Here is a 16045-nt window from a genome sequence, read left to right as displayed (position 1 = left end):
TTAAGAGGAAAATGCAAGGGTAATATACGTATAAACGATAAGGGAGGACTAGATGATGAACAATCAATATAATCAAGAAGAAATTGAAAAACTGAGAGATTTAATTAAAGATATCGATACAGCCATGTTTACAACAAGCACATCGGAAGGGCTGATTTCACGCCCAATGATGACGCAGGAAGTTGAATTCGACGGGGATCTCTGGTTCTTTACAATGAAGGATACCGAAAAATACCGTGAGATTCTGCATGAAAGTGACGTGAATGTTTCCTATGCGGGTAAATCCTATGTCTCTGTCAGCGGTAAAGTAGAAGTAGTAGAGGATATGGATAAGAAACGCGAGCTTTGGAATAAAGCCTATGAGAAGATGCTGGACACCTCCTATGATGACCCAAATGTTGTCTTGCTCAAGGTAAATGTCCGGTCGGCAGAATATTGGGAAACAGGAAGCGTGACGAAGAATGCTGTCAACTTATTCAAGAAAATGACAGGCAACGATGAAACTGACCCAGCAGATATGAATAAAACCATAAAGTTTCAATAAATGAAAAATGGGCCGTGCTCACCTCAGAGCCGGCCTCTTTTTTGCACCAAAAAAATCCCTCCAAGCCCTGGTGGGGAGGAGGGTTCCAAAGAATGGAGAATGCTGCGATGACTGTTACATCATATATATCGACGGTTTTAGTATGCATTTACACTTTTTTTGTGTAAATCAATGGATAAAAAATGTTCCGCCCCATGTGCGGCTGCCCCTAATGCGGCGGAATAGACTGATAGATTGGAAAAAACAATCTGCAAATCAGTTTGGCTGTTCTTCAGGCTTCGTTCCTTTACGTTTGCCAGGATGGATTCTATCAGCAAATCCTTCGCCATTGCGAGCCGATTGCCGATGATGATCTTCTCGGGATTAAAGGTGTTGGCGATATTCGTCATCCCAATTCCGAGAAAGGTTCCGACCTCCTCAAATAGAGGCTTCGTTTGGCGATTGGCGTTACATAACTCAATCAAATCCTCAAGGGAGAGGTCTTCTTGATTTGGATGGATGGCCTCTGCCTTTGTCAGCAGGGCGCGCTCTGAGGCGTATAATTCCCAGCAGCCCTTATTCCCGCATGGACAAGGAAGTCCGTCATATTGAATGGACATATGGCCCATTTCTCCAGATATCCCGTTTGCCCCCTTAAAGAGCTGCCCATTCAAGATAAATCCAGCCCCAATCCCAATTCCGGCACTGACATAGACCATATTGTCGCAATCCTGGCCGGCGCCGAGGATTTTTTCGGCATAAGCGCCTGCGTTAGCCTCGTTCTCAATAATGACGGGAATGGAGAAGGCTGCCTCGATTTCCTTCCTGAGATTCTTGTACTCCCAGCCAAGGTTCGGGGCAAGCAGGATATCTCCCTCATTATCCACAATTCCAGGAATCCCAATCCCGATTCCGACCACTCCATAAGGGCTTTCTGGAACGGATTGATAAAGATCCTTGATCATAGAGATGATTCTTCCGACAGCGGCTTGATAATCCTTGTTGTCTGTTTTCTGTTTCTCCTTACGTATGATATCGCCATTTAACGTAGTTAAGATGCCCAGTATGTAATTGACGCCGACATCGATGCCAATCGTATAGCCGGCCCGGTCATTAAACAGAAGCATGACAGGTCTTCTGCCGCCGCTTGATTCCCCAGGACCTGATTCTACACATAACTTCTCCTCAAGCAATTCGTTCACTAAGGAGGAGATGGTGCCTTTCGTCAACCCGAGTGTTTGGGATAAGTCGGCTCGTGAGATTGGTGCCTTATCACGTATGGCTTGCAGGATGATTTGTTTATTGTTCAGCTTAACGACTTGCTGATTCCACTTCATCATTTCCTCTCCTTCATATACTCGCTACTCTTATTTATACCATAAGTGCAACGATTTGAAAAACTTTGTTTATTCGTTAGACAAACAAAGTTTTCCATGCTACAATTTCCTTGTGAGTTGTAAACGATTACATAGATTTTCAAGGAGGAAGAAATGATGAGCTATTTCTCAAATGTACAGAAGATTCAATATGAAGGGCCAAACAGTCAAAATGATTTTTCATTCCGTTATTATAATCCGAACGAGCAAGTAAATGGTCAGACGATGGAGGACCTGCTTCGTTTCGCTGTGTCTTATTGGCATACATTTACGGCTGAGGGCACCGATCCATTCGGTCAGGCAACAATGAAGAGACCATACAACCATTTAACTGGATTAGATCTTGCGAAAGCACGTGTCGAAGCTTCATTTGAATTCTACGAAAAATTGCAGGCACCATTCTTCTGCTTCCATGATGTCGATATTGCACCGGAAGGAACAACCTTAGCTGAAACGAATAAGAATCTTGATGTGATTGTTGCTATGATCAAGGATTATATGAAGACGAGCAAAACAAAGCTTCTTTGGAACACGGCGAATATGTTCTCTCATCCTCGCTGGGTGCATGGTGCAGGTACAGCCCCGAATGCAGATGTGTTTGCTTATGCAGCAGCTAAGGTGAAGAAGGGTCTTGAAGTCGGTAAAGAGCTTGGTGCGCAGAACTATGTGTTCTGGGGCGGTCGTGAAGGATATGAGACTTTATTAAATACAAATATGAAGCTCGAACTCGATAATCTGGCACGCTTGTTCCATATGGCGGTTGATTACGCGAAAGAAATCGGCTTTGATGCCCAGTTCTTGATTGAGCCGAAACCGAAGGAGCCGACAAAGCACCAATATGATTATGATGTGGCGACAGCTCTATCATTCTTGCAGGCTTATGATTTAGCTGATTCCTTTAAGTTTAATATAGAAGCAAACCATGCAACCTTGGCTGGCCATACATTCGAGCATGAATTACGCGTTGCACGCATTCATGGCATGCTAGGTTCTGTGGATGCAAACCAAGGAGATCCGCTTCTTGGCTGGGATACGGACGAATTCCCAACAGACTTGTACTCTACGACATTAGCGATGTATGAAATTATTAAGAACGGCGGACTTGGCAGAGGCGGTCTGAACTTTGATGCGAAGGTAAGAAGGGGCTCCTTTGATCCGGAAGATTTATTCCACGCCCATATTGCCGGTATGGACAGCTTCGCAATTGGAGCAAAGGTTGCTCAGAAACTAATTGATGACAAGGTTCTTGAGAATTTCATTGATAACCGTTACAGCAGCTTCAAAGATGGAATCGGCCTTGAAATCATTGAAGGAAAAGCTGATTTGAAATCATTGGAGCAGTATGCACTCGGTCTTGGCGAAATCAAAAATCAATCCGGCAGACAGGAACAACTAAGAGCCATCGTTAATTCTTACTTACTTGATATTCTTCGCTAATGGACAAGGCAGGAGGGAGCCGGACAATGAAGTATGTAATTGGAATCGATCTTGGAACGAGCTCGGTCAAGGCCTTGCTTGTCAATGAACTTGGAGAGGTTTCTTTAGAGGTATCAAAGCCTTATCCTCTTTATCATCCAAAGCCGGGATATAGCGAGCAATCGCCGGAGGATTGGGTAAAGCAGACGAAAGAGGCACTGGCTGAGCTTATCAAGCGTTTTGACGGCGAGCCTGGCGATATAGCCGGAATCAGCTTTTCCGGGCAGATGCACGGACTTGTTCTCCTTGATGAGGAGTATGAGGTTCTCCGCCCAGCCATCCTCTGGAATGATACAAGAACGACAAAGCAATGTGAGGAAATCTACAAGACGGCAGGGAAGGAGAGAATTCTCTCCATTACGAAAAACCCTGCTTTGGAGGGATTCACCCTGCCGAAGCTTCTCTGGGTGAAGGAGCATGAACCAGCACTGTTTGAGAAGGCAGCGGTGTTTATGCTGCCAAAGGATTATGTCCGTTTCAAAATGACCGGCACGATTCACAGTGAATATTCCGATGCGGCTGGTACGCTGCTGCTGGATGTGCCGAATAAGAAGTGGAGCAAGGAGATTTGTGAGATCTTCGGGATAAAGGAAAGTCTCTGTCCGCCATTACTGGAATCTCACGGGCTTGCCGGTACATTGACTGCCGCTTTCGCAGCAAGCACTGGGCTCTCACCTGAAACGAAGGTGTTCGCCGGTGGAGCGGATAATGCGTGCGGCGCCATTGGAGCAAATATCCTTGCAAAAGGCGCAACCCTATGCAGCATCGGTACTTCCGGAGTCATTCTCTCCTATGAGGCAGAGAAGGATCTTGATTTCGGCGGAGTCGTCCATTATTTCAATCATGGGAAGGAAGATGCCTTCTATACAATGGGGGTAACTTTATCTGCCGGTCACTCGCTCAGCTGGTTCAAGGAGCAGTTTGCCAAAGAGGAGACGATGGAGCAATTGCTTGAAGGTGTAGGAGACATTCCGCCTGGAGCACATGGACTTCTCTTTGCTCCATACTTAACAGGTGAGCGGACGCCGCATCCGGATGCGATGATTCGTGCAAGCTTCATCGGCCTTGATGCGACACATACGAGAACAGATTTGGCTCGGGCTGTCATGGAGGGAATCACGTTCTCTCTGAATGAATCGATTGAGATTTTCCGGGAGAAGGGAAAAGAAATCGATACCATCGTCTCCATTGGCGGAGGAGCCAAGAATCCCGCATGGCTGCAAATGCAGGCCGATATCTTCCAGGCTAAAGTCGTGACCTTGAGAGGAGAGCAGGGACCTGCGCTTGGAGCGGCTATTCTGGCTGCCTATGGAAGCGGTATCTTTGCCAGCTTAGAGGAATGTGCAAAAGTGTTCACCTCCTATAAGGATGAGTATGTCCCAAATCCTGAAAGGGCGGAACAATACCGCAAGCTATATGCGCTCTATCAGAAGGTTTACCCGCAAACGAGGGAATTGTGTAAGGGGTTAATGGAATTTCGTTAAGGTTCAGGCAGAATAAAGGGGATGGACAATCATGAAGGAAAAACGAAATTTAGGCTATATCATTACGATTACGATGGTTGCCGCGCTCGGCGGATTGCTTTTCGGATATGACACAGCTGTCATATCCGGGGCTGAGCGCTCTTTAGAGGTATATTTCATTGAAAGCCTTGGGCTCAGCTCATTCATCCATGGTGTCACAACGTCCAGCGCCTTGATTGGCTGTATTATCGGAGGAATCATTTCCGGGTATTTTTCCCGTCAATTCGGCCGGAAGAATTCCTTGATCTTTGCGGCAATCCTCTTCACTCTATCAGCGCTGGGTTCAGCTTATCCGGAATTCTTATTCTTCACAAAAGGGGAACCGAGCATTTCGCTTTTGCTGATGTTTAATGCGTACCGGATTATCGGAGGAATCGGCGTCGGTCTTGCTTCAGCAGTCGTACCGATGTACATAGGAGAGATTGCGCCGGCAGATATACGCGGCCGCTTAGTCTCCTTCAACCAATTCGCCATCATCTTTGGGATGCTGGTCGTTTATTTCGTCAATTATTTGATCGCGAGCGGACAAACAGTCGCCTGGATCAATGATATTGGCTGGCGTTATATGTTTGCCTCAGAGGCTGTGCCAGCCATTCTTTTCGGTTTGCTTTTATTCTTTGTTCCGGAGACACCGCGCTATCTCGCTCTTAAGAAGAAGGACAGCCAAGCATTATCTGTTCTGACGAAGATTAATGGAGCGAAGGCAGCTAAAGGCATTCTTGCCGACATTAAAGGAACCCTTGGAACCAATGCTGCTCGGGGGAAATTATTTGCCTATGGCAAGCTGGTCATTATCATCGGAATCCTGCTGTCTGTATTCCAGCAATTTGTCGGAATCAATGTGGCACTTTATTATGCACCAAGAATCTTTGAAAGCATGGGTGCGGCAAAGGATGCCTCTATGCTGCAAACCATCGTCATGGGATTGGTTAATGTTATCTTCACCATCCTCGCTATCATGACGGTGGACAAGTGGGGAAGAAAGCCGCTCTTGATCGTCGGGTCCAGTGGGATGGCGATTGGGATGTTTGGTGTAGCGTCTCTTGCTTATTTTGAAATCATAGGGGTTTCTACCCTTGTGTTCATTATTATCTATACAGCGTCCTTTATGATGTCATGGGGACCAATCTGCTGGGTGCTCATTTCAGAGATCTTCCCGAATAAGATTCGCGGGCAAGCAGTAGCCATTGCGGTAGCGGCCCAATGGGCAGCCAATTATTTCATCTCATCCACGTATCCGATGATGATGGAATACAGCGGAGCGATGACATATGGCTTCTACGGCGTTATGAGTGTTCTTTCTGCCCTTTTCGTCTGGAAATGGGTGCCGGAAACAAAAGGCAAGACACTCGAGGATATGGATGCACTTTGGCGCAGACGCGTCAGCTGACAATTTGGAACTCTTCAAAAGCAATTACTATCCTGCTTTTGGAGAGTTTTCTTTTTTCTCCCTTTCAATCTAACAATTTTAATAGACAAGAGAGAGGTAAGGTGATATTGTGATATAATGTTTTAGCAGATAAAAATTCCTGGTCATCCAGGTGGAGTGATAGGTGAAAAATGGATACAACAAACAAGAAAAATGATGTAGTGAAAGGAAACGAAGGCACAACCAAGGCATTTGACATACAAGCTGCCTTGAGAGAATTGTTTAGCGTGCGAATGATTCAGCGTTTGAAGCTGTGCGGATTCATCGCAGGGAGAATCTGGGTACGTTTGAGCATACCAGGTCTTCTGAAATTATTTATTACACGAATCCATTAAGCCTCCCTGAATCGGACACCCTTCGAGAAAAGCATCTGCTCACGGATGCTTATTTATTTTTTCGCATAAAAGGCGGCGGACAGAATACACTGTCCGCCGCTGTTTATTTATAGGGAATGATGAGCCTTGATCTCATATTGAGTGATTTTCTTCTGTCTTTTGGCATATAGGATATTGCTCGTTGTGTAAATGATAAGGGCAATCCAAATGCTTAGGAAGGATCCCCATTCAAAAGCGGTCAATGTCTCTCCGTAAATGGAAACGGCGACAATCAGCATAAGAGTCGGCGCTAAATATTGCAGGAATCCGAGCATTACATAGCTGATTTGTTTAGCGGCTGAAGAAAAGAGAAGAAGCGGTACGACCGTAACAAGTCCGCCCCCAATCGCTACCGCATTCAAGCCCGACCCGTAGCCCATGAAAGCATGTTCGGCAAAAAAGAGCAAATAAATGAGTGCGAACGGGGAGATGATTAAGGTTTCAATGGTCAATCCTGTCCATGTGCTCACAGAGACCTTCTTCTTGATCAGCCCGTATAAACTGAACGTAATCGCCAGGCTGATAGCCGCCCATGGGACAGCCCCTTGACTGATGGATAAAAGTACTACCCCGATTGCTGCAATGACAACTGCAACCATCTCACCTGAGCGCAGCCGTTCCTTCAACAGCAGCATCGCAAACACAATATTGACGAGCGGATTTATGTAATAGCCAAGACTGGCGGATAAAATATGATTGCCGTTAACCGAAAAAATGAACAGGAACCAGTTGATAGATATGAGCAAAGTGGCCGCTGTCATGGCCAAAAGAGTTCTCGGCTGCCGAGTAATCTGACGGAGCTCGGTCATGACACTTTTCCACCTGCCAAAGATGGCAATCAGTACGACCATGAATACAAAGGACCAAATCATACGATGCGCCAATATCTCCACAGCATCGATCTCCCCGGCAAGCTTCCAATACATCGGCAGGATTCCCCAAATGAAATAGGAGCCTGCACCAATCCATATTCCAATCTTCTTTTCTCTCTCCATAAGCACGCTTCTTTCTGTAGGTTCTCGTATTAAGTTGAACTCATTATACTCCTGTTTCCTGAATTAGGAAACTTTACAGTCTTATGAATGCGCTTGTTTAGTATGAGTCATTTTGCGTATGCTAAAAGCAAAAAATGGAGGACGTACCTTTGAAAAGAATCTGTGGACTTCTTATCTTACTGACGATATTTATGCCGTTGAATGCACAGGCTGCAGAGAAGATTCCCATTCTCGTTTATCATTCCATCGCTGAATATAAAGGGCATGGAGACCAAGAATTATATGTCGCACCGGATGTTTTTGAAAAACAGGTCCTGTATTTGCGTGAGCATGGATTTACCCCGCTTACCTTCGAGGATTGGGGGAAATTGGATAAAGTCGAGAAGCCAATCTTCCTCACCTTTGATGATGGATACAAAAATAATCTGCAGGCATTTGCTGTTTTTCAAAAGCTGCAAACAAACGATTTTCTGCCAAAAGGGACCTTCTTTGTTATATCGGATTTTATCGGACGCAAGAACCGGTTATCGGAAAACGACTTGAAAAGGCTCGCTTCCTCTAATCTCATTTCAGTTCAATCCCACACAGCGACCCATCCAGATTTGACGAAGACAGAGAATCTGGAGGATGAATTAAAGGGCTCGAAGGAAACCATTGAGCAAATTACGAGCAAGCCGGTGGTTGCTCTTTCTTATCCGTTTGGCAGTTTTAATGAGCGAGTGATTCGTGAGACAAGGAAAGTGTATGAGTTCGGCCTGACGACTACACCAGAGTATTATATGCTTGGTGGAAAGAAAGAAGAAAACGCTGAATTGCCAAGGCTGTATGTGACAGGCTCCATGTCGATGGATGAATTCGCTGATTTAGTCGAAGGGAAAAGAAAAAAGGCACCGGGATTTTCCCAGCGCCTTCTAAATCGTATAGATGATTAATCCAGTTTCTGCGGGTGAACTGGTATGGAGCCAATCGGCAGCGGGGCATGGTGAGTGGAGCGGATCCATGACCATGTAACCGAAGCGAGCAGTACGAAGCCGACATAGCCCATAATTGGATAGACTGTGTTCACTAATGTTGTAAACCCGGCAAAGCTGAGTGCAAACCCGATGAGACCGACTGCACTTACGGAGATACCGAAATAGCGTCCTTGCGGTACAAAGCGGACAGTAAAGGAATAAAACATGCCGACACATGTATTATAGATCATGGCCAATAGAATGATGGATAACAGGTGCCCGACAATCGGGGAGATGTTGTTAGCCAAATAAAGGGTCGGCATGTCCATCTTTTGAGTGACGGCAAAGTTGGTCATCATTCCTGCATTGATAAGAAGGAGCAGCACTCCAAGAAGGATGCCTCCGATAATGCCCCCGACACCAGCTTGCTTCTTATCCTTGAAGGTTCCGCCGATGACAGAGAGCATTGAGAAACCAACGGCAACATTAAAGGATACATACAGGAGTCCGCTCATCATCCAGTTGGAGGCGGAAGCCTTCGTGACGTCTGCATAACGATTTACCTCATCTGGATTAATACCATTCTTCATGAGGGCATAAGCGACAATCACAATAACGATTATGAGCAGGAATGGAGTAATGGAGCTGATAATCCCGATAATCCGTTCAATCTTCAACAGCATCGTCAATACGGTGATGATGGTCATTCCTAAGGCACCGATAAATGCAGGGATGCCGAATTGCTGCTCAACAATGGAGCCCGCCCCGGCAATCATGATGACGCCAACGCCAAATAAGAAGAACGATAACACGATATCAAGCGCATTTCCAAGAACGCGGCCGCAAAGGACCGTAATAATTTCTTTATGAGATGTGGCTTGCAGATGGCTGCTCAGCTGGGCAACCTGCATACCGATAAATGCGAACAGGACAGTAGATAATAGAATCGCAGGAATGCTGTACATCCCGAAGTTAGTGAAGAACTGCAGGATTTCCTGCCCGGAGCCAAATCCGGCGCCAACAATGACCCCGACAAAAGCTCCAGCTAAATAGATGCTTTTTTTCATATGTAAGATACCTCTTTTTTTGCCTGAAATCACGGAGATTTCAGATTATTAATATTACTATACTAGCATAATTCAGAACTGCTGAATATAGGGAAAGGCTTATCTATAGGGTAAAGTAATTTTATGGAAATTGAAAGCAAAAAGGGTTAAGCGAAATTAGGAAGGGGGAGGGACATGGTTTTCCATGTCCCGCGGTTCTTATTTCTTTTCCACTTCTTTTAATGGTTTCATCTTGATGAATGCGATAATCAGGACGGTTATTAAAAGCAGTCCCATATAGCCGAATAACGGGTAGAAGAAGGAGACCAATTGTTTGAAGCCGAAGAAGCTGGCACCAAAGGCAATTATCAAGGCGCCGATGACAAACCAATTAAACTTCTTTGTTTTCGGTGTAAAGAAGCGGGTTCCAAAAGAGAAGAACATACTGACGGCTGAATTGAAAATCATCCCGAACAAAATGATGGAGTAGATGATACCGAAAATAGGCGATATAAGATTGGCCAATCCAAGTGACGGCATATCATAATCACCGACCACATCCACCTTGGAGAGAATGGCCAAGTGGTGAATCACAATCAAGATACCGACACCGACACCGCCGAGCATCCCTCCAAATGAAGCAATCCGCTCCTTAGATTCATCTCCTCCCATCACGAGTGTCATGGAGGCGCCCATCGTGATGGCGAGTGAAACATAATTGATGACGGAAGTGAACCAATGACCAGTAGCAGAAGGCTGCTCCCTCGCAATAGCGTCCAGCTCCATGAAGGAATAATCCTTCGTAGCCACACTGTAAACAAACAGGAACACGACCCCTAAGATGAGAAAAGGGGTAATGGAGGCGATGATTTTCACGACTCGATCCACGTTGGAGAGGATGGAAATCAATACGAGAACGGTCATAAGAATGATCCCGACATAGGATGGCAGCCCAAATTGCTGCGCAAAAATAGAGCCTGATCCGGAAATCATCACAACCCCAATACCGAAAAGGATAAAGACGAGGATGGCATCAATCACAAATCCTAAAAATCGTCCGCTGATCTGATAAATAACTTCCTTATGGGAATCAGTCTCAAGCCTGCTGCCAATCTTCGTTAAGACCATTCCTAAATACCCGAATAATACGATGGAAAGGGCAGCACCGATTGTTCCCATCATGCCAAAGCTTGTGAAATACTGCAGAATTTCTTGCCCAGATGCGAAGCCTGCACCGATAATAATCCCGATGAAGGCACTGGCAATTTTAATACTGTTCTTCATGTAGCCTCCTATCAATTGTTGTTGAATATTTGAGAGATTCCACGACCAAATACCCATGCGAGAAATCCTCCCTTTTTGCAAATACCCCTAAATAATAGAAAATAATCCTTTTTGACCCAAAAGGAGTGGAATGTATGTTTTCGTGAAATATGGTATGAAAGGAAGCATGATTGATGCAGACATAAAGGAAATCTAACAGGGGAGAAGAGGAGATTTCATCCATAAGGCTTATCTATCGCCCTTACCATAGGAGTTACGCCCATAAACTGAACTCTTTCGCCCTTAAACGAGTGGAAATCGCCCCTTAAACCAAGAAAACGGGGGAATCCTCATTCTAAAAAGAAGGCTGTTCCATGCTGGAATAACAGAAATAGACAAGCTAAAGTATTTTTTAAGGAAATCGAACTTTTCAAGGTATTTCTCTGCAAAAATACCCTTAATTACGCTGTTTTGATTTTGTGGGAATCACGAGGAGTCAATAGATAAAAAGAAAGAAGCAGAAACGTTGTTTCCAACATTCCTGCTTCTTTAGGATCATGCTGTTCAGCTGACAGATGATGTTTCAAGCTTAGCTAGGCGTTCCTTTACTTCCTCATCCGTTAATCCATGCTCGACAATATAGCGGTTGCGTGGATGTGTGCGGCATTCGTGGCTGCAGCTGCGCATATATTTATGCTCATTCTCTTCACTGCAGAGGATTTGGTCATTGCACTCAGGGTTGGCGCAATTCACGTAGCGTTCGCAAGGTTCTCCTGTGAAGAAGTCACGACCTACGACGACATGTTCGACTTGGTTGATTGGCACGGCAATCCGTTCGTCGAAGACATACATTTGTCCGTCCCATAGCTGGCCTTTTACCTCTGGGTCCTTCCCATAAGTGGCGATGCCTCCATGAAGCTGGCCGACATCCTCGAAGCCTTCACGCACGAGCCAGCCGGAGAATTTCTCACAGCGGATTCCGCCTGTGCAGTAGGTCAAGATTTTCTTGCCTTCAAACATGTCTTTGTTATCACGCACCCATTGCGGAAGCTCACGGAAATTGCGGATATCCGGTTTGATGGAGCCGCGGAAATGGCCAAGCTCATATTCATAATCATTCCGTGCATCCAGGACAATTGTGTTCTCATCCTGCAAGCCTTCAAAGAATTCCTTCGGGCTTAAATATCGTCCAGTCAATTCATTCGGATTGATGTCATCCTCTAAGCTTAAATTGACAAGCTCCGGACGCGGGCGCACGTGCATTTTCTTAAATGCGTGTCCGTCTGCTTCATCGATCTTAAAGACGATATCCTTGAAGCGCGGGTCGTTTTGCATCTTCTCCATATAGGCCTGTGTCTGCTCGTAATCCCCGGACACGGTACCGTTTATGCCTTCATTGGCGACGAGGATTCGGCCCTTTAGGCCAATCTCCTTACAAAAGGCCAAATGCTCCGCTGCAAATTCTACCGGCTCCTCAATGGGAGTGTAGTAATAATACAGCAATACTCTGTACTTACTCATGTGTTCTTACCACCCTAAATTTATATTTGCAAGATATACGTATTAAAAAGGTGATTTTTCAGATACTGTTCTCTTACAAAAGAATATTATAGCAGGGATTAGTAAATTGTACTAATTCGGCAACTTATTGGTAATGAGTCAAGGCTTTAAATAATCAAGGAAGATGCGTTTCATGATGACTAATTGCTCCTCAGACGTTATTTCAGGCGCCGGCAAATCCTCATTTCCTTTCAGAGAAAGCTTAAAGGTGAATACAGAGAAATTACTCAGAATCGTCGATATGATTTGGGCAGCACGCAACTCTTGCTTGATCGTACCGTCATTCTTGCGGGTTTCAATCATTCGAGTAAACACGATGGATATTTCATCCCGCATTTCATTGTACATATTCAGGTCATCAAATGAATCGATTGCGACGGCTTTATAGTTGACGAAATTATCGAGCAGCTTCGGCATCGCGCCATCTTGCTCGGCCATTTGGTCGATAAAGAAATCCATGACAGCCGTCATCATCTCCATGCAGGTGGAGGTACATTCCTCAATCTCCTTTAGGGCACCCAATAGGATGCGGAGCTTTGCCGTCGCCACCTCCTGGATAATGAGCTCCTTCTTCGGAAAGTACCGGAAAAGGGTGGCAATTCCGATCTCAGCTTCCTTCGCAATCTCATCCATCGTTGTATTGTCGATTCCTTGGTGGAGGAATAAGTTTTCTGCCGCTTTCAATATGGTTTCTCTTCGTTTCTTCTTAGCTCGTTCTCTATTGCTTAAATGGCTGGGCATTCCTCGATCACCTCATAAATAAATAGAAAGATGGCATCTTTATTCCATCGTTTCAACCTTATCATAAACTCGAGTTTTTCGAAAATAAACAAATGTAAGCGAATTAATTTACAAGTGTATGAATCTTCTGATAGGATGTTTATAAAGTGATAGTGACACTATCATTTTTATCAAAAAATCTATTTATCTTTTACCTAACAAGGGGGAGAACGGTTATGCCAGCGAGAAAACCAGAGAAATGGGATCGCGAAGTTGACGTTGTAGTCATGGGAACAGGCGGTGCAGCTTTAACCGCTGCTATCACGGCACATGATCAAGGGTTAAAAGTACTAGTATTAGAGAAAACACATCAAATCGGCGGAACGACAGCCTTTTCAGGCGGAGTGCCTTGGATTCCGATGAACCGCTACATGAAGGAAGCGGGAATCGAGGATACACGAGAGGATGCCTTGAAATATATTCGCAGAATCACTGGAGGAAAAGAACCAAATCCAGACCTTCTTGAAACATATGTTGATAACGCTTACAAAGCAATTGATTACTTGCATGAAAATACACCGGTCCGGTTCGCTGTACCGAAAGGCTACCCTGAGTATTTTGGGTATTTCGATGGAACGAAGACTGGTCGTTCACTCGATCCGCTTCCATATGACATGAATGAAATCGGGGAATACGGTGCTTTAATTCGAAATAACCCGGCATTCCCTCCATTGACTCTTGAAGAAGGCGGAGCAAAGGGCGGCATTGACTTCATGAAGATTGCCGAGCGGATGGAGAACAATATCGTCACAATGGGACGTTCCCTTATTGCCTCCATGGTGAAGGGCTGCCTGGACCGAGATATCGAGATTATTCTTGAAACGCCGGGGAAAGAGCTTGTCTTAAATGATGAGGGAGACGTAATCGGACTTGTCGCAGAGCAAGGGGATAAGAAAATCTACATCGGTACATCTAAAGGCGTTATCATGGGCTCCGGCGGATTCGAATGGAACAAAGAATTAATCAAGACGTTCTTAAAAGGGGAAATCACGCACCCGCTTACTCCTTGGGGTAACGAGGGTGACGGGCTGATTATGGCAATGGAGGCAGGCGCATCACTTGGGAATATGAGTGAAGCCTGGTGGTATCCAGCCATGCAGGACCCAACATTCGAATATGAGGACCGTGTCATGAACCAATTGGGCGGCAGCGGACGTTTCGGCCCGAACAGTATTTTCGTCAATAGCAAGGGTAAACGCTTCGTCCATGAAGGGACTACTTATAATGATCTTCCAAAAGCTTTCCATCACTATGACCCAGTCAATGTGGAATGGCCGAATGAGAAGAACAACTGGATGGTCTTTGACCAGCAGTTAAAGGACCGCACAATGATTATTACGATGATGCCGGGCGAAGAGGCTCCTGATTGGGTGCCGCAGGCCGAAAGCATTCGTGAATTGGCGGAGAAAATCAATATTGACCCAGATGCTCTTGAGGAAACGGTGAACCGTTGGAACGCTCAGGTTGAAGCAGGCGAGGATACGGATTTCCACCGCGGTACAACCTTCTTTGAAGGGCTTGAAATTGGCGGAGGAACAGCAGAACGGAATTTAGGCAAGATTGAAAAAGGCCCATTCTACGCAGTGCCTGTCTACTATGGTTCATTAGGCACAAACGGCGGACCGCGCATCAATGAAAATGGCCAAGTACTCAACCATAGAGGAAAGACCATTAAAGGATTGTATGCAGCCGGAAATGCCGCAATGGGTATCTTTGGACAAGCATATGTCAGTGCCGGCGGGACAATTGGCCCAGCTATCACATTCGGCTATCTTGCCGGACTTGCTATCGGCAAGGCAGAGTAAAAAGGAAACCAAATCATTTATTATAAAAACAAAGGGGACGTGTAGTATATGCCAGCAGGTACACATACAGTACAATTACCAGTAGGAATCGAAGAAATATGGACATTCGTGAGCGATATGGATAAGTGGGCGCCGCTTGTTCCAGGATATATCGAGCATGAAATCATCAATGACCGTGAATCCACTTGGGCATTCAAGGGAGACCTTGGATTCATGAAGAAAACCGTTAAATTGAAAATCGATATTACTGAATGGAAAGAGCCAACGACAGTAACGTTTAATTTGAAGGGTCTATCTGATAATTTCAAGGGCGGCGGCTATTTCCAAGCAGAAGCTATTGATGAAAATAACACACAAATGACGGGCAGTCTTGATATTACAGCAGGCGGTGCGATGGGGCCGATGGTCAATACGATCCTGAAGAATTTCGTGCCGAAAACGGCTGAAGAGCTAACCGTTGCGGTAGCGGATAAAATCAGGGAAGTTAATGGCGTTTCCTTATAAGAATAATGATATGGGCCGGGGGCAAACAATGCTTCCGGTCTTTTTCTTATTTGGTTAGAACCTCTTTTTGAATATAGTGGATAAATTCGGCCTGATCATAGGAGATAAAGAGGGGTTCCTTGGAATCAAATAAAACATAGGCAGGTTCTTTTTTTAGGTCAAGACCAGGCAGTCTGTCCGCTGTTTCGGAGAAGTTCTCAGCGTGCTCAATCGCATCAATCAGCGGATAACCGAGTATATCTTCAAAATCTCCATCAGCCTCTGCACCGATTAATAAGATATGATACTTTCCTTCAGGTGCCACCAATCCTCCAGCGGCGTTTGTATGGTCGAAACGCAGATAATCCTTAAACATGATGTACGGAATCAATAGGATAACCATCAATAATCCTGCAGCTGCAATCCACTTTTTCATCTCCATCACTCCTTTATTCTACA

The 16045-nt window shown here is 45.2% G+C and carries 15 protein-coding genes; 8 read left to right on the top strand and 7 right to left on the bottom strand.

All coding sequences use genetic code 11. From position 1 onward, the window contains the following. Positions 1-55: 55 nt before the first annotated feature. The gene (locus tag ACY8DX_RS13845; protein ID WP_462406948.1) at positions 56-544 is read left to right on the top strand and encodes a pyridoxamine 5'-phosphate oxidase family protein; all 489 of its coding nucleotides are present in this window, start codon (positions 56-58) and stop codon (positions 542-544) included. Positions 545-681: 137 nt separating this feature from the next. Here the strand turns inward: ACY8DX_RS13845 and ACY8DX_RS13840 are convergent, their stop codons facing one another. Further along, positions 682-1863, bottom strand: a complete 1182-nt coding sequence (locus tag ACY8DX_RS13840; RefSeq protein WP_462405438.1) for an ROK family protein — start codon at positions 1861-1863, stop codon at positions 682-684. Between the two features lie 153 nt (positions 1864-2016). On the opposite strand from ACY8DX_RS13840, the gene xylA reads away from it, so the two are divergent. The 4 genes from xylA to ACY8DX_RS13820 all read left to right on the top strand — a co-directional run bounded on the left by xylA (position 2017) and on the right by ACY8DX_RS13820 (position 6662). Continuing rightward, positions 2017-3336, top strand: a complete 1320-nt coding sequence (gene xylA, locus ACY8DX_RS13835; RefSeq protein WP_462406947.1) for a xylose isomerase — start codon at positions 2017-2019, stop codon at positions 3334-3336. A gap of 26 nt (positions 3337-3362) precedes the next feature. Then, entirely contained in the window at positions 3363-4859 is a 1497-nt protein-coding gene (xylB, locus tag ACY8DX_RS13830) for a xylulokinase (RefSeq protein WP_462405437.1), read from the top strand. A 31-nt stretch (positions 4860-4890) separates the two neighbouring features. Beyond that, entirely contained in the window at positions 4891-6288 is a 1398-nt protein-coding gene (gene xylE / locus ACY8DX_RS13825) for a D-xylose transporter XylE (RefSeq protein WP_462405436.1), read from the top strand. A 170-nt stretch (positions 6289-6458) separates the two neighbouring features. After that, positions 6459-6662, top strand: a complete 204-nt coding sequence (locus ACY8DX_RS13820) for a hypothetical protein (RefSeq protein WP_049670444.1) — start codon at positions 6459-6461, stop codon at positions 6660-6662. A gap of 107 nt (positions 6663-6769) precedes the next feature. Here the strand turns inward: ACY8DX_RS13820 and rarD are convergent, their stop codons facing one another. Beyond that, entirely contained in the window at positions 6770-7696 is a 927-nt protein-coding gene (gene rarD / locus ACY8DX_RS13815; protein WP_049670445.1) for an EamA family transporter RarD, read from the bottom strand. 149 nt (positions 7697-7845) lie between these two features. Here rarD and ACY8DX_RS13810 point away from each other — a divergent pair, with 149 nt between their 5' ends. Continuing rightward, positions 7846-8628 carry a polysaccharide deacetylase family protein gene (locus ACY8DX_RS13810; protein WP_462405435.1) on the top strand — a complete coding sequence of 261 codons (783 nt, stop codon included), beginning with the start codon at positions 7846-7848 and terminating at the stop codon, positions 8626-8628. Here the strand turns inward: ACY8DX_RS13810 and ACY8DX_RS13805 are convergent. The 4 genes from ACY8DX_RS13805 to ACY8DX_RS13790 form a co-directional block, all read right to left on the bottom strand. Next, complete coding sequence (locus ACY8DX_RS13805; protein WP_049670447.1) at positions 8625-9716, bottom strand: YkvI family membrane protein; 1092 nt, start codon at positions 9714-9716, stop codon at positions 8625-8627. The genes ACY8DX_RS13810 and ACY8DX_RS13805 overlap by 4 nt on opposite strands. A 198-nt stretch (positions 9717-9914) precedes the next feature. Then, complete coding sequence (locus ACY8DX_RS13800) at positions 9915-10979, bottom strand: YkvI family membrane protein (protein ID WP_049670448.1); 1065 nt, start codon at positions 10977-10979, stop codon at positions 9915-9917. Positions 10980-11522: 543 nt separating this feature from the next. Then, positions 11523-12479 carry an oxygen-dependent tRNA uridine(34) hydroxylase TrhO gene (gene trhO / locus ACY8DX_RS13795; protein ID WP_049670449.1) on the bottom strand — a complete coding sequence of 319 codons (957 nt, stop codon included), beginning with the start codon at positions 12477-12479 and terminating at the stop codon, positions 11523-11525. Between the two features lie 138 nt (positions 12480-12617). Next, positions 12618-13259 (bottom strand): TetR/AcrR family transcriptional regulator, encoded by a 642-nt coding sequence (locus ACY8DX_RS13790; protein ID WP_049670450.1) that lies wholly within the window; start codon positions 13257-13259, stop codon positions 12618-12620. Positions 13260-13474: 215 nt separating this feature from the next. Here ACY8DX_RS13790 and ACY8DX_RS13785 point away from each other — a divergent pair, with 215 nt between their 5' ends. Together ACY8DX_RS13785 and ACY8DX_RS13780 are read left to right on the top strand one after the other, a co-directional pair. Further along, positions 13475-15103 (top strand): FAD-binding protein, encoded by a 1629-nt coding sequence (locus tag ACY8DX_RS13785; protein ID WP_439802937.1) that lies wholly within the window; start codon positions 13475-13477, stop codon positions 15101-15103. 48 nt (positions 15104-15151) lie between these two features. Further along, positions 15152-15607: an SRPBCC family protein gene (locus ACY8DX_RS13780; protein WP_462405434.1), complete on the top strand. Its 456-nt coding sequence runs from the start codon at positions 15152-15154 to the stop codon at positions 15605-15607. A gap of 46 nt (positions 15608-15653) precedes the next feature. Here ACY8DX_RS13780 and ACY8DX_RS13775 read toward each other — a convergent pair whose 3' ends face one another. After that, positions 15654-16022, bottom strand: a complete 369-nt coding sequence (locus tag ACY8DX_RS13775) for a hypothetical protein (RefSeq protein WP_049670453.1) — start codon at positions 16020-16022, stop codon at positions 15654-15656. Between the last annotated feature and the right edge of the window lie 23 nt (positions 16023-16045).

It is taken from the genome of Gracilibacillus sp. Marseille-QA3620, from assembly GCF_054950035.1.
Note: the sequence above shows the minus strand (reverse complement) of the source record. Positions and strands in the feature narration are given on the sequence as shown.